The following is an 18100-nucleotide window of genomic DNA, read 5'->3' as shown; positions in this document are numbered from 1 at the left end:
AGAACATAAGCATGAAGCAGTTTACGGGGCGCAGTTTCGTTAAGGCATTCGGCACGGCGCTGGTTTCGGCGTCGATGCTGGTCGCATCGCACGCATTCGCGAGCGGCACGGAGCAATTGAAGGCGTTCGTGTCGCAAGTCCACGCGGCGCGCGGCGACTTCACGCAGCAGGAAATCAAGGCGCCCGGCAAGACCAACAACGGCGCGACGTCCACGCAAGTGCCGACCAAGGGCGCAGCCTCCAGCGGCACGTTCATGTTCGCGCGGCCGGGCAAGTTCATCTGGTCGTATCAGAAGCCGTATTCGCAAATTCTCCAGGCCGACGGCGACAAGCTCTACGTCTACGACAAGGATCTGAACCAGGTCACGGTACGCACGCTCGGCGGCGCGCTCGGTGCGAGCCCGGCGGCGATTCTCTTCGGCAGTAACGATCTGGAAAAGAACTTCAACCTGCGCGACGCGGGGGAGAAGGGCGGCATCGACTGGCTCGAACTCACGCCCAAGGCGAAGGACACGCAATTCGAGACGGTCGGCATCGGCTTCAAGGACGGCAACCTGCAGGCGATGGAACTGCACGACGTTTTCGGCAACGTGACGCTGCTGACGTTCTCGAACATCCAGAAGAACCCGCCCATCAAGAGCGATACGTTCAAATTCACCGTGCCGAAGGGCGCGGATGTCATCAACGGCTGAGGTTTCAGGTCCGGCCGCGCGCGTCAGGCGTGCGCGGCTTGCATGTCCTCGACGAACGCTTCCACGATTTCCCGTTTCGCGCTGCCCGAGCGTTCAGCGCGCGTGACCATCTGAAACGCGACGCGATAGCGCATCGCTTTCGGGTTCAACGGCGCGAGCAACCCTTCCTTCACGTAGGGCGCGGCGAAATGCTCGGGCAGATAGCCGAGATGCCGGCCCGACAGCACGAGCATCGCGACGGCCTCCATGTTGTCCGCGACCGCCCCGATATTGCGCGGCGTCAGCTCGCCCGCTTCCGGCAGCGGATAGCTGCGCCACGCCCAGTCGTGCTCGAACGCTTCTGGTACGGCGACGCGTCCCGCGCGCGCGAACAGCGGATGCTCGCGTGCGCAATACGCGAGTTGATCCTCCGCGAAAATTTCGGTGTATTCGAGCGACGGCACGCGATGCCAGAAGTATCCGATCGCCATCTGGATGCGTTCGGCGAGCAGCATCTCTTCGAGTTCACCGGGCGAGCGCACGAGCACCGCGAAGCGCACGGATTCGTCGCGCTGCCGGAAACGCGCGATCGCCTCGCTGACGCGCGCGTTTGCGCTGACAGGCGTGTTGCCGATCATCCCGAGCGTCAGCGTGCCGACGAGCTTCTTGCCGACATTGCGCGCGGTCGAATCGAAGGTGTCGATGGCCGCGAGCAGCGTCCGGCACGCCTCGACGAACGGCTCGCCGCGCGAGGTCAGCGCGAAGCCGCCGCGTCCGCGCTCGCAAAGCCGGTAGCCGAGCCGCGTTTCCAGCGTCGCGAGCTGCGTGCTGATGGTCGACTGCCCGACGTTGAGCGTCGCTTGCGCGGACGAGACGCCGCCCGCATCGACGATGGCGAGAAACACGCGGATCAGGCGCAGATCCAGATCGGAAAGGTGAGTGAACATGGCCGCCGTCGATACATCGATAAATATCGATGTTAAGTTGATTTCTTCGCCATTTTATCTCCGCGGGAAAGCGGCTATTAATTGTCGGATCGACCACCCGCCGCCATTCGACGCCATGAATCCTTCCTCGCCTTCGTCGCTTTTCGCTCCAGCCGAACACTTCGATTCGCATTTCCTCGAACAGCGCGCCGAGCGTCCGCAGCCGCTTTCCGGCAATCAGATGCCGCGCTGCGGCGGCATCACGACGATGATGCGTCTGCCGCACGTTCAATCGGCGGAAGGGCTGGATGCGTGTTTCGTCGGCGTGCCGTTCGATCTCGGCACGTCGAATCGCACGGGCGCGCGCTTTGGCCCGCGTCAGGTGCGCAGCGAGTCGGTGCTGCTGCGTCCGTACAACATGGCGACGCGCGCCGCGCCGTTCGATTCGCTGCGCGTGGCTGATATCGGCGATGTCGCGATCAATCCGTACAACCTGCTCGATTCGATCGACCGCATCGAGCGCGCGTATCGCGAAATCCTGAAGCACGGCTGCAAGCCGCTGACGCTCGGCGGCGATCACACCATCGCGCTGCCGATCCTGCGCGCGATTCACGCGAAGCACGGCAAGGTCGGGCTGATTCATATCGACGCGCACGCGGACGTCAACGACACGATGTTCGGCGAGAAGATCGCGCACGGCACGCCGTTTCGCCGCGCGGTGGAAGAGGGCTTGCTCGATTGCTCGCGCGTCGTGCAGATCGGGCTGCGCGGCACGGGCTACGAAGCGGGCGATTTCGACTGGTGCCGCGAGCAGGGCTTTCGCGTCGTGCAGACGGAGGAATGCTGGAACAAGTCGCTCGTTCCGTTGATGGACGAAGTGCGCGCGCAGATGGGCGATGGGCCGGTGTACATCACCTTCGATATCGACGGCATCGATCCCGCGTTCGCGCCCGGCACCGGCACGCCGGAAATCGCCGGGCTGACGGTGCCGCAAGCGCTGGAGATCGTGCGCGGCGCGCGCGGGCTGAACATCGTCGGCGCGGATCTCGTCGAAGTCGCGCCGCCTTACGATCCGTTCGGCACGACCGCGCTGCTCGGCGCGAACCTCGCGTTCGAGTTGCTGTGCGTGCTGCCGGGCGTGGAGTATCGCGCGGCGAGATAACGCTTACGCGTAGGCGCGACGTCTGCCCGACACGAGCAGCAGATAGCACACCGCGCCGAGTGCGAGCGCGGGCAGCGTCGCGCCGAGATTCGGCAGCCATTGGTTGATCGCGTGATACGCCGCGATCCCGATGCCCCATGCGATGAACGCGCTGACGTGCCATCCGCCGGAGAAGCCATAGCGGCCGTTGACATCGGCGAGCACGGCCGCTTCGATGCGGCGCTTGCGCACGATGAAGTGATCCGCCAGCACGACGCCGAAGAGCGGCGCGAACACCGAGCCGATCAGCAGCAGGAAGTTCTGATACTTGCCCATCTCGACGACGAGCGCGACGAGCGTGCACAGCGCGCCGAACGCGCACGAGAGCAGCGGCACGCTCGCGCGCGCCCAGAACGTGCCCGTCGATACGGCGGCGGAGTGGATATCGGCGAAGGCGTTGTCGGTTTCGTCGATCAGGATCAGGAAGAGCGCGAGCCCGCCGCCCGCCTGCGCGAACGCGGTCGTGAGAAGCGCATCGCCGCCGCCCGCCGTGAGCCCGTAGATCGCGCCGAGCGCATAGAACCACAGATTCGCGATGCCGTAGCCGAGAAGCGTGCCGCGGAACGCGCCGCCCGCACTCTTGCCGAAACGCGTGTAATCGGCGATCAGCGGCAGCCACGACAGCGGCATCGCGACGACCAGATCGATGCCCGCGCCGAACGCCATTTCGCCGGTGCCGGGACGCGCCATCAGCGCGGCGAGATCGTGCTTCGCGAGCAGATTCCAGGTGAGCCAGCCCGCGCCGCCGAGCAGGAGCCAGATTCCCCACGTTCGCAGAAAGCGGCGCACGAAGGAGAGCGGGCCGCTCACCGCGAGCAAGGTGGCGAGCGCGCCGAAGACGAGCGTCCAGACGAGCGGCATCGAGAGATTGAAGGATTGCTTCGCGAGCGCGTCGGCGGAATCGCGCATCACGATGATCTCGAACGAACCCCAGCCGACGAGCTGGATTGCGTTGAGCACCGCCGGCACCGATGCGCCGCGCACGCCGAGCGTCGGGCGCAGCGAGGACATCGCCGCAAGCCCCGTATCCGTGCCGACGACGCCCGCGAGCGCGAGCAGCACGACGCCGATCACCGTGCCGATGACGATCGCCGCGAGGGCGTGCGGCAGCGACAATCCCGGCACCAGCAGCGCGCCCGCCTGCGCGACCAGCAGGCCGATGCCGAGCGAGAACCAGAGCGCGAAGGCGTCGCCCGTGCCGAATGCGCGCCGCTCCGGCGGCACCGGCGTGAGCGGCGCGTAAGTCGAAGTTTCGCCGTGCGCTGCGGCGTTCGTGGTGTGCTCTTGCCCCATCGGATTGCGTCCTTATATGGATTGTTCAGGCGTGGCCCGCGTTGGTCGCGGCCCTCAGGCTGTCATAATGACCCGATTCTGCGGCCGCGCCGCGCCTTTGCCGAAGCGCGAGATTATCGCCGCGATCCACCCAACTGCGTCAATCTGCATCGCACAGCACATGTTCGAAGAAAACCGTGGCACCGTTCCGCTCGCGGAGCGCCTGCGCCCCCGCACCATCGACGACGTGATCGGCCAGAAGCATCTGCTCGGGCCGAGCAAACCGCTGCGCGTCGCCTTCGAATCGGGCGAGGCACATTCGATGATTCTCTGGGGCCCGCCCGGCGTCGGCAAGACCACGCTCGCGCGTCTCATGGCCGATGCGTTTCACGCGCAGTTCATCTCGCTGTCGGCGGTGCTGTCCGGTGTCAAGGACATTCGCGAGGCGGTGGAAACGGCGCAGATTCATCGCGCGAACGGGCATCAGACGCTCGTGTTCGTCGACGAGGTGCATCGCTTCAACAAGAGCCAGCAGGATGCGTTCTTGCCGCACGTCGAATCGGGATTGTTCGTGTTCGTCGGCGCGACGACGGAGAATCCGTCGTTCGAGGTGAACAGCGCATTGTTGTCGCGCGCGGCGGTGTACGTGCTGAAGAGTCTGGACGCCGATGAACTCAAGGAACTGCTGGAACGCGCAACGAAGGAACTCGGCGGCCTCACGTTCACCGACGAAGCCCGCGACGCGCTGATCGGTTCCGCCGATGGCGACGGCCGCAAGCTCCTGAACAATCTGGAAATCGTCGCGCGCGCGGCGGCGCAGCAAAAGCAGACGGAGGTCGACGGCGCACTGCTCGGCAGCGCGCTCGCCGAAAACCTGCGCCGCTTCGACAAGGGCGGCGACGCGTTCTATGACCAGATCAGCGCGCTGCACAAATCGGTTCGCGGCAGCAATCCGGACGCGGCGCTCTACTGGTTCTGCCGCATGCTCGACGGCGGCGCGGACCCGCGCTACATGGCGCGGCGCATTGTCCGGATGGCGTGGGAGGACATCGGCCTCGCCGATCCACGCGGCGCGCGCATCGCGCTCGACGCCGCCGAAACCTACGAGCGGCTCGGCTCGCCCGAAGGCGAACTGGCGCTCGCGCAGGCGCTCATCTATCTCGCCGTCGCGCCGAAATCGAACGCCGGCTACAACGCGTACAACGAAGCGCGGCGCTTCGTCGGCAAGGATCAGTCGCGCGGCGTGCCGGTGCATCTGCGCAACGCGCCGACCAAGCTGATGAAGGAACTCGGCTACGGCCACGAATATCGCTACGCGCACGACGAGCCCGACGCCTACGCGGCCGGCGAGACTTATCTGCCCGACGGCATGCGCGATCCGTACTGGTACAAGCCGACGCCGCGCGGACTCGAAGGGAAGATCGGCGAAAAGCTCTCGCGTCTCGCCGAACTCGACGATGCGTGGCGGCGCGAGCATCGCGACGAGAAGAAGCGCTGAAACCGGCGCGGTCCGTTTCGCGCGCGCGCTCGCCGCGTTTCGCCGATCCCGCCCGGCGCGCGATGACCGTGCGCTAAAATCGGCGTTTCCGATTACTTAACAAAGCAGCCCCGCCATGCTCGACATCCAAACCCTCCGCAAAGACCTGGACGGCGTCGCGAAGCGTCTCGCCACTCGAGGCTACACGCTCGACGTCGCCGCGTTCGCCGCGCTCGAAGCCGAGCGTCGCGAGATCCAGACCCGCACCGAAGAACTCCAGGCACGCCGCAACAGCCTGTCGAAGCAGATCGGCGCGATGAAAGGCCGCGGCGAGGACACGTCGGCGGTGATGGCGGAAGTGAGCGGCATCGGCGACACGATGAAGGAATCGGCGGCGAAGCTGGATGAGATCCAGAAGCGTCTGTCGGACCTGATGCTGACCGTGCCGAACCTGCCGCACGAAAGCGTGCCGGTCGGCAACGACGAGACGCAGAACGTCGAAGTGCGGCGCTGGGGCGCGCCGCGTTCGTTCGACTTCGAAGTCAAGGATCACGTCGATGTCGGCGCGCCGCTCGGTCTCGATTTCGAAACGGGCGCGAAGCTCTCCGGCGCGCGCTTCACGCTGTTGCGCGGGCCGATCGCCCGGCTGCATCGCGCGCTCGCGCAATTCATGATCGACACGCATACGGAGCAGCACGGCTACACCGAGGCATACACGCCGTACATCGTGAATCCGGAGATTCTCTACGGCACGGGCCAGCTGCCCAAGTTCGCCGACGACATGTTCCGCGTCGAGAAAGGCGGCGACGAGAACACGGTCACGCAGTACCTCATCTCGACGTCGGAGATCTCGCTCACCAACACGGTACGCGACAGCATCCTCGAAGCCGACGCGCTGCCGGTGAAGCTGACCGCGCATTCGCCGTGCTTCCGCTCCGAAGCGGGCTCGTACGGGCGCGATACGCGCGGCCTGATCCGCCAGCATCAGTTCGACAAGGTCGAGATGGTGCAGATCGTGGCGCCCGAGCATTCGTACGCCGCGCTCGACGAGATGGTCGGCCAGGCGGAGACGATCTTGCAGAAGCTCGAACTGCCGTATCGCGTGATTACGCTGTGCACCGGCGACATGGGCTTTTCGGCGGCGAAGACGTTCGATCTGGAAGTGTGGCTGCCGGCGCAAAACACGTATCGCGAGATTTCGAGCTGCTCGAATACCGAGGCGTTCCAGGCGCGTCGCATGCAGGCGCGCTTCCGCAATGCGCAGGGCAAGCCGGAGTTCGTGCATACGCTGAACGGCTCGGGCCTGGCGGTCGGCCGCACGCTCGTCGCGGTGCTGGAGAACTTCCAGAATGCGAACGGCTCGGTGACGATTCCCACAGTGCTGCGTCCGTACATGCGCGGCGCGGAAAGAATCGAAGTTTCCGCGTCGGCCTGATGTTTATTTTCAAAAAGGGGCTTGGAAAGCGCGAAAGGGTTCGATATACTTTCGTTCTTCGTTGAGCAACGACCAGTTCACGAAGACCCGCAAGGGTAGACGGAGAGGTGGCAGAGTGGTCGAATGTACCTGACTCGAAATCAGGCGTACGGTTTTCCCGTACCGTGGGTTCGAATCCCACCCTCTCCGCCAAGACACAAAAACCCCGCAAGTCGAAAGGCTTGCGGGGTTTTGCTTTTGTGGCTCCGCTTCGTCGAGGCGGAGCGCGTCTTCAGGTCGTGCACCTCGCGATATCGAAGCGCAATTCGGGTTCGGGCACGCCGCCATCGTCGCTCGATGACTGCTGCACCTTCACGATCGATCCATAAGCCGAAGGCGTGAGCGTCACGAGCCACGCATTCGAGCCGACCAGCAACTCCGTCGAGCCCTGATCGCGTCGCGTCTGCGCGGACGGAATCATGCGTTGCAGACAACTCGATATATCCGACGCAGGCCGCGCCGACGAAACATGAATCACGGGTTTCGACGCACGCAGTTCGGGATCGCTCGTCGAACTGCAGGCGGCGAGGGTGGCGACGCCCGACAGCACGGCGCAAAGAGAAGCAGATCGATGCAGGTTCATAACACTCCGGCAGGTCAGAAGTCGCGCCACTAAAACACAAACGGTCGCTCATCACAAGATCGAACGACGACGGCGACGCACGTACAAACAACGCGCCTGAAGGCTCGAAATGCAGCGCCGATGCGCCTCCGCGAGCGGAGAGGCTGCGCGGGAGTGCTATCATCGGGCCCATTGTCCTCGCGCGCCGCCTGCGTCGAACATCGGCGAAAAGGCGCGCGCGAGGCGGCACGAACCCATTCGCATTGCTCAATGGCCATCACCCTCAAGACACCCGCCGACATCGAAAAGTTGCGCATCTCCGGCCGCATGGCCGCCGAAGTCCTCGCGATGATCGGCGAATACGTCCGCCCGGGCGTCACCACCGACGAACTCGACGCCATCTGCAATCGCTTCATCGTCAACGAACTGAAGGCCGTGCCCGCGAACGTCGGCTACATGGGCTTTCCGAAAACGATCTGCACGTCGGTGAATCACGTCGTATGCCACGGCATTCCGGGGGCGAAGGAACTGAAGGAAGGCGACATCATCAACATCGATGTCGCGATCATCAAGGACGGCTACTACGGCGACACGAGCCGCATGTACTACGCCGGCACACCGAGCGAGCAGGCGCGCCGTCTCACCGAAACCACCTACGAAGCGATGGTCGCCGGCATGCGCGAAGTGCGTCCCGGCGCGACGCTCGGCGACGTCGGCGCGGCGATTCAAAGCGTCGCGCATCGGGAAGGCTTCTCGGTGGTGCGCGAGTATTGCGGACACGGCATCGGCCGCGTGTATCACGAAGATCCGCAAGTGTTGCATTACGGTCAGCGTGGCGCGGGCCTGCGTCTGAAGCCGGGCCTCGTCTTCACGATCGAGCCGATGATCAACGCGGGCCGCGCCGCCACGCAGCAGTCGCGCGACGGCTGGACCGTGACGACGAAGGACCGCTCGTTGTCCGCGCAGTGGGAGCACATGGTCGCCGTGACCGACGACGGCTTCGAAGTGCTCACGCCGTGGCCGGATGGCACGGGCAGCTATGGAGCGCCATGAGCGCGCGTTCGCCATGCCGTGTGCGTTGTAAAGCACTTTCCCGGATTTAGGAATTGACGGGTTCGCCCGTTCGGTTGAAGCTATGCCGATGGCCCGAGCGCCGGACCGGCCGACAGAGCCGCACGCGTATCCCGCCTGAAAGCCAGAGAGAAATTGTCCGCATGAGCGCCCGCATGAGTCCCTCACTGACCGTCAGCCGCATCGCCGCGCAACAAGGTTCGGTCTTGCGCGAGCTTCGCACGGCATCGCTGCGCGAAGCGCCATACGCATTCGGCGAAACGCTGGAAGATGCGCTGCTCGTCGATCCGTCGTCGTTCGACGACACCGCGTCGCTGCATGCGAGTTCGCCCCGGCTCGCGACGTTTCTGCTCTACACCGAAGGCCATCCTTGCGGTCTCGTGCACGCGTACATCGAAGAGGCGCCGAACGAGCGCGCATTCGTGAGCGCGCTGTGGGTCGCGCCGGCCGTGCGGCATCTGCGTGGCGGCGAACTGCTCGTGAACGTCGCGTCGCGATGGCTCGCGCAGCAAGGCGTCGCAGAGGTGCATGCGTGGATATCCGAGGAGAACCGCACCGCGGTGCGCTTCTACGAGCGCCTCGGCTTCGGTCCCACCGGCGATCGTCGCGCGATGCCGTCTCACGAGCAAGAAGCCGAGTCGCTCTTCGTGCGCCACATGCATCCCGAAGAGGACGACTGAGGCGCCTCCGCTTCGGCTTCGTCTTCGCTTCACGCATGTTCGTCGTGCGCCTTCGTCGCACGCACTTCTCGTTTCCGATAGCTGAAATCGGTCCTAAAAATTATGGCCGTGTGCGACAACGCCTGTAAAATACGCAAAATTTTTGGCCGTTCTTATGTCGCTCAACAAAACGCCCTTCTTCGAACTGCGCAGCGGCTCCGTCGACACGCTTCTCTTCGTCGTCAAGACTCCCGACCTCGATGCCCTGCGCACTGAACTCACGCGGCGCTTCGAAGCGACTCCCGAATTTTTCGCAGGCGATGTCGTCGCCATCGACGTGCGCCGTCTCGCCGAAGGCGAACGTGTCGCGCTTGCCGATCTGGAAAAGGTGCTGAGAGACGTCCGCATGCGTCCGATCGGCATCGTCGCGCTGCCCGAGCAGACGTGGGCGATTCAATGGGCGAACGCGGGCGGCCTGCCTGTTCTCGAAGCACGTGACCGGCGCGGCGCGCCCAAGCCCTCCGTCGACGAAGCGAAGCCCAACACCGAAGCTGCCGCGGTGATCGAAGCCGCGGTCGCGAACACGCCGCCGCCGCCCGCGCTGCCGGCGCCGGCGACCATCATCGATCGTCCGCTGCGCTCGGGGCAGCAGGTCTATGCGAAGGGCGATCTCATCGTCCTCGGGCTCGTGTCGTACGGGGCCGAAGTGATCGCCGAAGGCAATATCCATATCTATGCGCCGTTGCGAGGCCGCGCGCTCGCGGGCGTGCACGGCAATCTCGACGCGCGCATCTTCTGCACCTGTCTCGAGCCGGAACTCATCTCCATCGCGGGCATCTATCGAACGACCGAGAACCCGCTGCCGGCCGACGTGCTCAGCAAGCCGGTGCAGATCTGGCTGAACGAAGAAAAACTGATGATCGAACCGCTGCGTCTGACCTGACGGGTTGCATCGATCCGCGCGCCCGATGCCCTTGGCGCGCGCTCGCAGGCAACGCAAGCGGACTTATTGACGAACACAAGGTACTTGTATGGCAAAAATCATTGTGGTGACCTCGGGAAAGGGCGGCGTCGGCAAGACGACCACCAGCGCGAGCTTCGCATCGGCGCTCGCATTGCGCGGCCACAAGACGGCCGTGATCGACTTCGACGTCGGTCTGCGCAATCTCGACCTCATCATGGGTTGCGAACGCCGCGTCGTGTACGACCTGATCAACGTCATCCAGGGCGAAGCGAATCTGCATCAGGCGCTCATCAAGGACAAGAAGTGCGAGAACCTCTACATCCTGCCGGCATCGCAAACGCGCGATAAAGACGCGCTGACTCTCGAAGGCGTCGAGAAGGTCATCAACGAGCTGATCAAGATGGACTTCGAGTACATCGTCTGCGATTCGCCGGCGGGCATCGAATCCGGCGCGCTGATGGCAATGCACTTCGCCGACGAAGCGCTCATCGTGACGAATCCGGAAGTGTCGTCCGTGCGCGATTCGGACCGCATTCTGGGCATTCTGTCGTCGAAGACCAAGCGCGCGATCGAAGGCAAGGAACCGGTCAAGGAACATCTGCTCATCACGCGCTACAACCCGAAGCGCGTAAGCGAGGGCGAAATGCTGTCGCTCTCCGACATCCAGGAAATCCTGCGCATCGATCTGATCGGCGTGATTCCGGAATCGGAAGCGGTGCTGCACGCATCGAACCAGGGTTTGCCGGCCGTGCATCTCGATGGCACGGATGTCGCGGAATCGTACAAGGACGTGGTGTCGCGATTCCTCGGCGAGGAAAAGGCGCTGCGCTTCACCGATTATCAGAAGCCCGGTTTGCTGCAACGCATCTTCGGCACCAAGTAAGGGGACGCAATGTCGATTCTTTCGTTTTTGCTGGGCGAGAAGAAGAAGTCCGCTACGGTCGCGAAGGAACGCTTGCAGTTGATCATTGCGCACGAGCGCGCGGGTGGCAAAGCCGCCGCCGATTATCTGCCGGCGTTGCAACGGGAACTGGTTGCCGTGATTTCGAAGTACGTGAAGATTTCCGATGACGATATTCGAGTCAGCCTCGAACGTCAGGACGATCTCGAAGTGCTGGAAGTGAAGATCGAAATTCCGCAGGCGTGATGCCGCGTGCGGCGCGTGCTTGCGCGCCGCGTTTATCGAAAGAGCCAGAATCTCGGGATTCTGGCTCTTTTGCTTGGCGCGTTATCGTTTGCGCGTGTCATTTCGACGCCGCCGATGCGCGGTCGATCAGCGTTTTCCGGGGCCAGAAAAAAGAACAGGCGCGAGGCTTTCGCCGGGCGCCCAAGAAACGCTCCCGCCATAAGCAGGAGCGGAGAGGAGATGAGAGCCGTGCGTTAGGTTCGACGAGCGATCCGACGAACGGCATTACCTGCTAAGAGTGCCCGCGCGGGGGAAAGTTCAACCGATTTGAAATTTTTCTGTAGGTCCGGCGTCTGATGCCGGCGCGCGCGGCTCAGGCGGTCAGCACTTCGAAGGCGAGCACGGCCAGGATCGCGCCGACATTCGCGATGACGGCTTCGACGAGCACGCCTCGCCATGTCGCCGGTCGGAACTTGATCGCGAGCAGCAACGCGGTCGAAAGCGCGATGGCGATCATCGCGACGAGATGAGCGCTCTCAACATGAATACGCATGCCCGGCCTCCTTCTGGTTCGCGGCACAAGTTTTCCGCGCATCGTTTTTGTCGAACTTCTTTCGAGTATAGGCAGCGGCATATTTACTGGAAAGCGGACAAAAAAGTCATTTTGCCGCCAGCTTGCCGACTGGCACCGAGTGTTAATTTAAATACTCGTTGATTAAGGGAATTTTCCTTTCGGAGCAGGTACAAACCGCGTATGCGCGCCAGCCCGTCCGGCGGCGCGCCGAAACCGCAGGTCCGTGGAGCATTCGCCAGATGACTTCCCCGACGACACGTTCTCTCGAAGTCGATTTCTTTCGAGGAATCGTGCTGCTCATTATCGCGGTCGACCATATAACGGGAAGCGTGCTATCGCGCTTTACGCTGCACCAGTATGCGTTTTGCGATTCCGCCGAAGTTTTCGTGTTTCTCGGAGGTTATGCGTCGGCGGCGGCTTATACGGCGCTTGCGACTCGCCGTAGCGATTCAGCCGCCCGCCGACGCTTTTTCAAACGCAGTTGGGAAATTTATCGCGCGTATCTGTTCACGGCGTTTCTGATGCTGGTCGGCGGCGCGATCCTGATGGCGCTTCAAGTCGACACGCCGATGGTCCAGTACACCGAGTGGCCGAACTTTCTCACGCGGCCGTTCGGCCTTGCGGTCGATATCGTGCTGTTGCGTCAGCAGCCGTATCTGTCGGCGGTTTTGCCGATGTATTCGGTGTTCGCGCTCGCAGTCCCGGCGATCGTGCCGCTCGCGCAGAAGAAACCCGTCATCGCCATTTTCGGCAGCCTGCTTGTGTGGCTCGCGGCCATGCCGCTGCTGCGCTTCCTGCCGGGCACATACGGCGAAGCGTGGTCGTTCAATCCGTTCGCGTGGCAGTTGATGTTCATGACCGGCGTGCTCGCGCGCGTGCAGCCGATCAGCGACGAATTCCACGCCGGCCGATTCGCGCGCTGGCTGACCGCCGGGGCGATCGCGCTGGCGCTGACCTTCGCGTTCGCCAAGCTCTTCCTCGAAACGCAGGCGCCGCCGGGATACATGAAGCAGAATCTCGCGACGCTGCGCATCGTGAGCTTCGCCGCCATCGCGTGGATCGTCGCGCGCGGCGTGTATGCGGGCTGGGTCGGCAAGCTCGCACGCAGGCTGCCGGGCGTCGTCACGATCGGCCAGCAGGGGCTCGTGTGCTTCATCGCGGGCACATGCGTGTCGCTCGTGCTCGATTCGGCGCTGCGCGCGATGGGCGTGCTCGGGCTCGGGCGGTATCCGTCGCACTGGATTCTGGGGCTGATCGCCGATGGCATCGCCATCGTCGGCCTGCTTGCGCTCGCGCGCTTCTGGGCGGATCGGAAGGCGGCGAAAGCGGCGCGTGCGAAGAGCGTCGAGCGGCCGGCGCCGCGTATGCCCGTCATCGAGGGCAGGCCGGTCCCGGCGCACGCCACGAACCGGCGCGATCGCTGAGCGCGCCGGTTTCTCTCGTGCTTACTCCAGCGTGATGTGGCGCGTCTCGCGCATACACAGCACGGCGATCAAACTCACCGCCGCAGCCGCCGACACATATCCGCCGACCCACGCGAGCCCGCCGCGATTGGCGAGCAATTGCGCGATGTACGGCGCCACCGATGCGCCCAGAATCCCGCCGAGGTTGTACGCGACGCCCGCGCCCGTGTAACGCACGTTGGTCGGGAAGAGCTCGGGCAGGAGCGCGCCCATCGGTGCGAACGTGACGCCCATCAGGAAGAGCTCGATCGTCAGGAAGAGCGCGACCTGGATCGTGTCGCCGCTGCCGAGGAGCGGAGCCATCGCGAAGCCGGAGAGGATCGCCAGCAGACAGCCGACGATCAGCACCGGCTTGCGTCCGAAACGGTCGCTCGCGATCGCGGAGATCGGCGTGGCGAGCGCCATGAACACCACGGCGAGGCACAGAAGGCCGAGGAAGGTCTCGCGCGCGAAATGCAGTTTGGCCACGCCGTACGACAGCGAAAACACCGTCGAGATATAGAAGAGCGTGTAGCAGACGACCATCGCGAACGCGCCGAGCAGCGTCGGCACGAGATGGCGGCCGAGCAGCGTCGCGACCGGCACCTTGACGCGTTCTTCGCGCTCGACGGCCGCGCGGAACGCCGGCGTTTCCGCGATCTTCAGGCGCACATACAGGCCGAGCGCGACCAGCACCGCGCTCACGATGAACGGCACGCGCCAGCCCCAGCTGCGGAATTGCTCATCGGAGAGCGAGAGCGCGAGACCGAAGAACAGACCGTTCGACGCGAGAAAGCCGATCGACGGCCCGAGCTGCGGAAACATGCCGAAGAGACCGCGTTTGCCCTTCGGTGCGTATTCGGTCGCGAGCAGCGCCGCGCCGCCCCATTCGCCGCCCAGCCCAATGCCTTGGCCGAACCGCAGGATGCACAGGAGGATCGGGGCCGCGCTGCCGATCGAATCGTAGCCGGGCACGAAGCCGATGAGCGTCGTCGAGAGGCCCATCACGAGCAGCGAGGCGACGAGCGTCGATTTGCGGCCGATGCGATCGCCGAAGTGTCCGAAGATGAACGAGCCGATAGGCCGCGCGAAGAACGCGATGCCGAAGGTGACGAACGCCGAGAGCGCCTGCGCGGCGGGCGAGTCGTGCGGAAAGAACACCGGTCCGATGACGAGCGCGGCGGCGGTCGCGTAGACATAGAAGTCGTAGAACTCGATCGCGGTGCCGATGAAGCTCGCGAAAATCACGCGGGAAGCGCTTTGGGATCCGTCGCCGGGCTTTGCGGCGGAAAGCGAGGGTGAGGCCATGTTGTCTCCGTTGTCGTGTTGCCTTGGTGCGAAGCATTGTCGCGCGCATCGCCGGGCAAGAGCGATCGGAATGACGAACGATGTCGTCGTCCGGCGCGCGTCAGCTTTTTGTAGGGATTGCGATGCAATGGCGGGAAAGCCAGGGTTGGACGGCGCGTGAGTGGCGCGCGGTGTCGCGGCGCAGTTCGGCTGCGCTCGGGCGCTGCGCCGGACGCGCGGGGTGAGCGCGAGGCGCAGGCCACGCCGGAAGCGGGTCCGGCCGGGGTGCAAAAAATTATAACGAGCGTGCCGGCCGAGCGCCAATCAATCGATGGTCGTGGCTTGCGGCGAATGGGACGTCTGTAGCTGGAACTGGCCGTTGTCGTTGAACATCCAGCCTTCGAAAAGCTCCAGTTGGCCGTTGCCGTTCAAAAGGCGCGGGGGCGGCGCGGGCAGCGGCGATGCGCGGCGCAGCGAGGCGAGCGCGGTGGCTTCGGCTTCGTCATCGCCGTTGGTGCGATACACCGACGATTCGACGAGCCGCCCGCCGCGATCCACCGTAAACGACACGAGCACGAACGAGCGCAGCATCGCTTGCGGCGTGCCCTTCAGCACGAGCGACGGATTGCGCTCGAAGATGCGCTGCGCGATGCGCGCCTTGTACTCGTCGAGCGTTTGACCGGAGACGGTCGGCGCGGGCGCGCGCGCAGCCACGACGCTGGGGGGCGGGGTGATCGTGCAGGCGCTCATCGCCGACGCAAGGACGAGCGCGGCGGCGGTACGGCGAAAACGTGACGCGGACATCGCAACAATGGCGGGATGGCGTTACTTAAATGGTAGTCGCTGCAAAGGCCGTCAGCGAACCGAATTCGTGCGCCCGGACGCATTCAGGCGCGCGTTTTGCTGCCGATGCTTTCATTCGAAAGCACTTTAAGGAGGGCGCCATGAACAGCGAGACCAACCGTCCGGAAGACGGAAAGACGGCCGAGCACAGCGACAACGAGAAAAGCAAGCTGCCCGAGCGCGATGACGACAACCGCAAGCAAGGTCCGAACGACAGGCCGGGCAAGCAGTCGGGTGAGGGCGAGGCGCCGGTCGGCTGAGTCGTGCATGACGTGTGCGGTATCGACGGCGCGGTGCTAATGTGGAAAGGGGATGTCCCCGGATTTCGGGAGAATGCCATGACACGCAAGAACGATCCTGCGCCGTCGGGCGCGCCCGCAAGGAAGCAGCAACCGGCTTCCGCGGCGCATTCGAAGAGCGAATCGCAACGCGCCGCGCCCAAACAGGACGCTGCGAAGGCGGAGCCGGTTCCGCACGTCCGGCCGCCCGTCAGATCCGATGACAATTGAGCGTTCGGTTTCGATTATTCGGTGTAGGGCTTGACGAGTTCGGCGCAGCGCATCGGCGCGGCAGATCTGACCGCGCCGGTTTCGGCCGCGCGCGTTTCCACGCAGCGGTAGAGGCTATTGTTTTTCTGAAGCACGTAGGTGTCTTCGGGAAGGCCGGAGTTGCGCGCGGCCACGCTCGTCACCGCGACGATCCCATATCCGTTTTGAATCAGGTCGAAGAGCGTTGTTTCGGTCGCGCGCCATTGCGCGTTTGGCTGAGGCTGGGCATGCGCCGACAGGCTCACGGCGGCGATGCAGCCGACGAGGATGGGCATGATGCGGCCTGACTTCACGGGCGACTCTCCGCGTTGTGATCGATGAGGCGGTTAGATGGCGTTATGGCCGTAGTGTTCACGTCGATTGTTTCTCGGGGCGTGGCATCGGACGAAAAAAAGCCTCGCGAGTGCGAGGCCCAAGTCCAACCTTTCCCATTGAAGACCTCCTTCGAATCGAGCATGGGGGGAACTCGGAAGGAGGCAGAAGGGAAGATACGTGGCTCCGGAGACGTCGGATAGGCGTTTTGTCTGAAATTGATGGTTCAGGATAGCGAAGCAACGGGCCAGCCTTGGCGCGTTCGAGCGCGTCGCGAAAACGCAGCGGCAAAAGACAAAGCCCCGTAAGCGTTTGAACTTACGAGGCTTGATTTGATCTGGCGGAGGCGGTGAGATTCGAACTCACGGAAGGATCGCTCCTTCGCCGGTTTTCAAGACCGGTGCCTTAAACCGCTCGGCCACACCTCCAGCAAGGCGCGTATTGTAGCGCAACTCGCAGCCGCGCAGGAACGCTCATCCTTCGAGCGATTTCGTCGCCTTGAGCGCGGGAAAAAGGCGCATCCACAACAGCGCGACGACAATCGTGCCGATTCCGCCGATCAGCACCGCCGGCACCGCGCCGAGCAGTCCCGCCGTCATCCCCGATTCGAACTCGCCGAGCTGATTCGACGTGCCGATGAACAGCGAATTGATCGCGCCGACGCGTCCGCGCATTTCGTCGGGCGTCTGCAACTGCACGAGCGACATCCGCACGACGACGCTGATCACATCCGACGCGCCCAGCGCCGCCAGCGCAATCAGCGACACGTAGATATTGCGCGACAGTCCGAAGACGATCGTCGCGATTCCGAACGCGATCACCCCGCCGAACAGCGCATTGCCCGCGCGCTGCCGCAGCGGAAAATGCGCGAGCCAGATCGATCCGGCCAGCGCGCCGGCCGCGGGCGCCGCGCGCAGAACGCCGAGTCCCCACGGTCCGGTATGCAGGATGTCGCGCGCGTAGACCGGCAGGAGCGCGGTCGCGCCGCCGAGCAACACGGCGAAAAGATCGAGCGACAGCGCGCCCAGAATCACCGGCTTGCTGCGAATGAAACCGATACCCGAAAAGAGCGCTTCGAACGAGAGCGGCGCGCGCATACGCACGGCTTCGTCGATTCTGATCGCGGCCACGGCGCACGCCGCGACGAGAAACGCGACGCTCACCGCGCCGTACACGGTCAGCGCGCCGAACCCGTAGAGCACGCCGCCCATCGCGGGACCCAGGATCTGCGCCGTCTGATTCGCCGACGTCGACCACGCGCTCGCATGCTGCAACTGATTGCGGGCGACGAGATTGGGCAAGAGCGCGGCCATCGACGGCGATTCGAACGCGCGCGCCGCACCCGTCACGGCGGCGATCGCGTAGATCGGCGCGACATCGTGCCAGCCGTGCCACGCGCCGAGACACAGCACGAGCGCGGCGGTGCCCTCGATCGACTGGCACACGTACGCGATCACGCGTCTGTCGTAACGGTCCGCAACGTGCCCGACGACGAGCGTCAGCACGAACATCGGCAGGAATTGCGCGAGGCCGACGAGACCGAGCGCGTAGGCGCTATGCGTGATCGAATAAACCTGCCATCCGATCGCGACCGACATCATCTGAAACGCCACCGACGACATCACCCGAGCGCTCCAGAAAAGCGCGAACGGGCGATGCCGCATCACCGAGTTCGGCGCCATCGTCGGCGC

Annotated in this window: 20 protein-coding genes and 2 tRNA genes; 13 read left to right on the top strand and 9 right to left on the bottom strand. The window is 64.2% G+C overall.

Annotated elements, in window-relative coordinates:
• Positions 1–11 precede the first annotated feature (11 nt).
• On the top strand, positions 12–692 hold the full coding sequence (gene lolA / locus BG60_RS10615; protein ID WP_081851844.1) for an outer membrane lipoprotein chaperone LolA: 681 nt from the start codon (positions 12–14) through the stop codon (positions 690–692).
• A 23-nt stretch (positions 693–715) separates the two neighbouring features.
• On the opposite strand, the gene BG60_RS10610 is transcribed toward lolA, so the two are convergent.
• Positions 716–1618, bottom strand: coding sequence for a LysR family transcriptional regulator (locus BG60_RS10610; RefSeq protein ID WP_034471388.1), 903 nt, complete (start codon positions 1616–1618; stop codon positions 716–718).
• A gap of 115 nt (positions 1619–1733) precedes the next feature.
• Here BG60_RS10610 and speB point away from each other — a divergent pair, with 115 nt between their 5' ends.
• Positions 1734–2759, top strand: coding sequence for an agmatinase (gene speB / locus BG60_RS10605; RefSeq protein ID WP_034471387.1), 1026 nt, complete (start codon positions 1734–1736; stop codon positions 2757–2759).
• A gap of 3 nt (positions 2760–2762) precedes the next feature.
• Here the strand turns inward: speB and cytX are convergent, their stop codons facing one another.
• Positions 2763–4091 (bottom strand): putative hydroxymethylpyrimidine transporter CytX, encoded by a 1329-nt coding sequence (gene cytX / locus BG60_RS10600; RefSeq protein WP_034471385.1) that lies wholly within the window; start codon positions 4089–4091, stop codon positions 2763–2765.
• 160 nt (positions 4092–4251) lie between these two features.
• Here cytX and BG60_RS10595 point away from each other — a divergent pair, with 160 nt between their 5' ends.
• The 3 genes from BG60_RS10595 (at position 4252) to BG60_RS10585 (ending at position 7174) form a co-directional block, all read left to right on the top strand.
• Positions 4252–5568 (top strand): replication-associated recombination protein A, encoded by a 1317-nt coding sequence (locus BG60_RS10595; protein ID WP_034471382.1) that lies wholly within the window; start codon positions 4252–4254, stop codon positions 5566–5568.
• A gap of 115 nt (positions 5569–5683) precedes the next feature.
• The gene (gene serS / locus BG60_RS10590; protein WP_034471381.1) at positions 5684–6982 is read left to right on the top strand and encodes a serine--tRNA ligase; all 1299 of its coding nucleotides are present in this window, start codon (positions 5684–5686) and stop codon (positions 6980–6982) included.
• 101 nt (positions 6983–7083) lie between these two features.
• A tRNA-Ser gene (locus BG60_RS10585) sits at positions 7084–7174 on the top strand.
• A 79-nt stretch (positions 7175–7253) separates the two neighbouring features.
• Here BG60_RS10585 and BG60_RS10580 read toward each other — a convergent pair.
• On the bottom strand, positions 7254–7604 hold the full coding sequence (locus tag BG60_RS10580) for a hypothetical protein (protein WP_034471379.1): 351 nt from the start codon (positions 7602–7604) through the stop codon (positions 7254–7256).
• A gap of 249 nt (positions 7605–7853) precedes the next feature.
• Here BG60_RS10580 and map point away from each other — a divergent pair, with 249 nt between their 5' ends.
• The 5 genes from map to minE all read left to right on the top strand — a co-directional run bounded on the left by map (position 7854) and on the right by minE (position 11424).
• Entirely contained in the window at positions 7854–8636 is a 783-nt protein-coding gene (map, locus tag BG60_RS10575; RefSeq protein ID WP_034471377.1) for a type I methionyl aminopeptidase, read from the top strand.
• Positions 8637–8809: 173 nt separating this feature from the next.
• Positions 8810–9334: a GNAT family N-acetyltransferase gene (locus BG60_RS10570; protein WP_008350962.1), complete on the top strand. Its 525-nt coding sequence runs from the start codon at positions 8810–8812 to the stop codon at positions 9332–9334.
• Positions 9335–9488: 154 nt separating this feature from the next.
• Positions 9489–10256 (top strand): septum site-determining protein MinC, encoded by a 768-nt coding sequence (gene minC / locus BG60_RS10565; RefSeq protein ID WP_008350959.1) that lies wholly within the window; start codon positions 9489–9491, stop codon positions 10254–10256.
• Positions 10257–10344: 88 nt separating this feature from the next.
• Entirely contained in the window at positions 10345–11160 is an 816-nt protein-coding gene (minD, locus tag BG60_RS10560; protein ID WP_008350957.1) for a septum site-determining protein MinD, read from the top strand.
• Positions 11161–11169: 9 nt separating this feature from the next.
• Positions 11170–11424 (top strand): cell division topological specificity factor MinE, encoded by a 255-nt coding sequence (gene minE / locus BG60_RS10555; RefSeq protein WP_008350955.1) that lies wholly within the window; start codon positions 11170–11172, stop codon positions 11422–11424.
• Between the two features lie 352 nt (positions 11425–11776).
• On the opposite strand, the gene BG60_RS10550 is transcribed toward minE, so the two are convergent.
• On the bottom strand, positions 11777–11956 hold the full coding sequence (locus BG60_RS10550; protein WP_034471375.1) for a hypothetical protein: 180 nt from the start codon (positions 11954–11956) through the stop codon (positions 11777–11779).
• Between the two features lie 260 nt (positions 11957–12216).
• Between BG60_RS10550 and BG60_RS10545 the strand changes: the two genes are divergently transcribed.
• Positions 12217–13401, top strand: a complete 1185-nt coding sequence (locus BG60_RS10545; protein WP_034471373.1) for an OpgC domain-containing protein — start codon at positions 12217–12219, stop codon at positions 13399–13401.
• A gap of 21 nt (positions 13402–13422) precedes the next feature.
• Here BG60_RS10545 and BG60_RS10540 read toward each other — a convergent pair whose 3' ends face one another.
• Together BG60_RS10540 and BG60_RS10535 are read right to left on the bottom strand one after the other, a co-directional pair.
• Positions 13423–14727 (bottom strand): MFS transporter, encoded by a 1305-nt coding sequence (locus BG60_RS10540; RefSeq protein ID WP_034471371.1) that lies wholly within the window; start codon positions 14725–14727, stop codon positions 13423–13425.
• 303 nt (positions 14728–15030) lie between these two features.
• Positions 15031–15510, bottom strand: a complete 480-nt coding sequence (locus tag BG60_RS10535; RefSeq protein ID WP_034471369.1) for a TonB family protein — start codon at positions 15508–15510, stop codon at positions 15031–15033.
• Between the two features lie 140 nt (positions 15511–15650).
• Between BG60_RS10535 and BG60_RS38980 the strand changes: the two genes are divergently transcribed.
• The gene (locus BG60_RS38980) at positions 15651–15809 is read left to right on the top strand and encodes a hypothetical protein (RefSeq protein ID WP_008350949.1); all 159 of its coding nucleotides are present in this window, start codon (positions 15651–15653) and stop codon (positions 15807–15809) included.
• A 78-nt stretch (positions 15810–15887) separates the two neighbouring features.
• A complete protein-coding gene (locus BG60_RS38690) occupies positions 15888–16058 on the top strand; it encodes a hypothetical protein (RefSeq protein WP_160172884.1) in 171 nt (56 codons plus the stop codon).
• A gap of 14 nt (positions 16059–16072) precedes the next feature.
• On the opposite strand, the gene BG60_RS10530 is transcribed toward BG60_RS38690, so the two are convergent.
• The 3 genes from BG60_RS10530 to BG60_RS10520 form a co-directional block, all read right to left on the bottom strand.
• Positions 16073–16390, bottom strand: a complete 318-nt coding sequence (locus BG60_RS10530) for a hypothetical protein (RefSeq protein WP_034471367.1) — start codon at positions 16388–16390, stop codon at positions 16073–16075.
• Between the two features lie 357 nt (positions 16391–16747).
• Positions 16748–16837: transfer RNA gene (locus tag BG60_RS10525), tRNA-Ser, on the bottom strand.
• 45 nt (positions 16838–16882) lie between these two features.
• Complete coding sequence (locus BG60_RS10520; protein ID WP_174447719.1) at positions 16883–18091, bottom strand: MFS transporter; 1209 nt, start codon at positions 18089–18091, stop codon at positions 16883–16885.
• Positions 18092–18100 lie beyond the last annotated feature (9 nt).

This window comes from Caballeronia zhejiangensis (assembly GCF_000698575.1).
Taxonomy (GTDB): domain Bacteria; phylum Pseudomonadota; class Gammaproteobacteria; order Burkholderiales; family Burkholderiaceae; genus Caballeronia; species Caballeronia zhejiangensis.
The sequence above is the reverse complement of the archived record's forward strand: the minus strand, read 5'-3'. Positions and strand labels throughout refer to the sequence as shown.

Excerpts from the sequence above, each read along its gene's own strand:
- lolA (WP_081851844.1), top strand. The coding sequence starts at position 12 with ATGAAGCAGTTTACGGGGCGCAGTTTCGTTAAGGCATTCGGCACGGCG.
- BG60_RS10610 (WP_034471388.1), bottom strand. The coding sequence starts at position 1,618 with ATGTTCACTCACCTTTCCGATCTGGATCTGCGCCTGATCCGCGTGTTT.
- speB (WP_034471387.1), top strand. The coding sequence starts at position 1,734 with ATGAATCCTTCCTCGCCTTCGTCGCTTTTCGCTCCAGCCGAACACTTC.
- cytX (WP_034471385.1), bottom strand. The coding sequence starts at position 4,091 with ATGGGGCAAGAGCACACCACGAACGCCGCAGCGCACGGCGAAACTTCG.
- BG60_RS10595 (WP_034471382.1), top strand. The coding sequence starts at position 4,252 with ATGTTCGAAGAAAACCGTGGCACCGTTCCGCTCGCGGAGCGCCTGCGC.
- serS (WP_034471381.1), top strand. The coding sequence starts at position 5,684 with ATGCTCGACATCCAAACCCTCCGCAAAGACCTGGACGGCGTCGCGAAG.
- BG60_RS10580 (WP_034471379.1), bottom strand. The coding sequence starts at position 7,604 with ATGAACCTGCATCGATCTGCTTCTCTTTGCGCCGTGCTGTCGGGCGTC.
- map (WP_034471377.1), top strand. The coding sequence starts at position 7,854 with ATGGCCATCACCCTCAAGACACCCGCCGACATCGAAAAGTTGCGCATC.
- BG60_RS10570 (WP_008350962.1), top strand. The coding sequence starts at position 8,810 with ATGAGTCCCTCACTGACCGTCAGCCGCATCGCCGCGCAACAAGGTTCG.
- minC (WP_008350959.1), top strand. The coding sequence starts at position 9,489 with ATGTCGCTCAACAAAACGCCCTTCTTCGAACTGCGCAGCGGCTCCGTC.
- minD (WP_008350957.1), top strand. The coding sequence starts at position 10,345 with ATGGCAAAAATCATTGTGGTGACCTCGGGAAAGGGCGGCGTCGGCAAG.
- minE (WP_008350955.1), top strand. The coding sequence starts at position 11,170 with ATGTCGATTCTTTCGTTTTTGCTGGGCGAGAAGAAGAAGTCCGCTACG.
- BG60_RS10550 (WP_034471375.1), bottom strand. The coding sequence starts at position 11,956 with ATGCGTATTCATGTTGAGAGCGCTCATCTCGTCGCGATGATCGCCATC.
- BG60_RS10545 (WP_034471373.1), top strand. The coding sequence starts at position 12,217 with ATGACTTCCCCGACGACACGTTCTCTCGAAGTCGATTTCTTTCGAGGA.
- BG60_RS10540 (WP_034471371.1), bottom strand. The coding sequence starts at position 14,727 with ATGGCCTCACCCTCGCTTTCCGCCGCAAAGCCCGGCGACGGATCCCAA.
- BG60_RS10535 (WP_034471369.1), bottom strand. The coding sequence starts at position 15,510 with ATGTCCGCGTCACGTTTTCGCCGTACCGCCGCCGCGCTCGTCCTTGCG.
- BG60_RS38980 (WP_008350949.1), top strand. The coding sequence starts at position 15,651 with ATGAACAGCGAGACCAACCGTCCGGAAGACGGAAAGACGGCCGAGCAC.
- BG60_RS38690 (WP_160172884.1), top strand. The coding sequence starts at position 15,888 with ATGACACGCAAGAACGATCCTGCGCCGTCGGGCGCGCCCGCAAGGAAG.
- BG60_RS10520 (WP_174447719.1), bottom strand. The coding sequence starts at position 18,091 with ATGGCGCCGAACTCGGTGATGCGGCATCGCCCGTTCGCGCTTTTCTGG.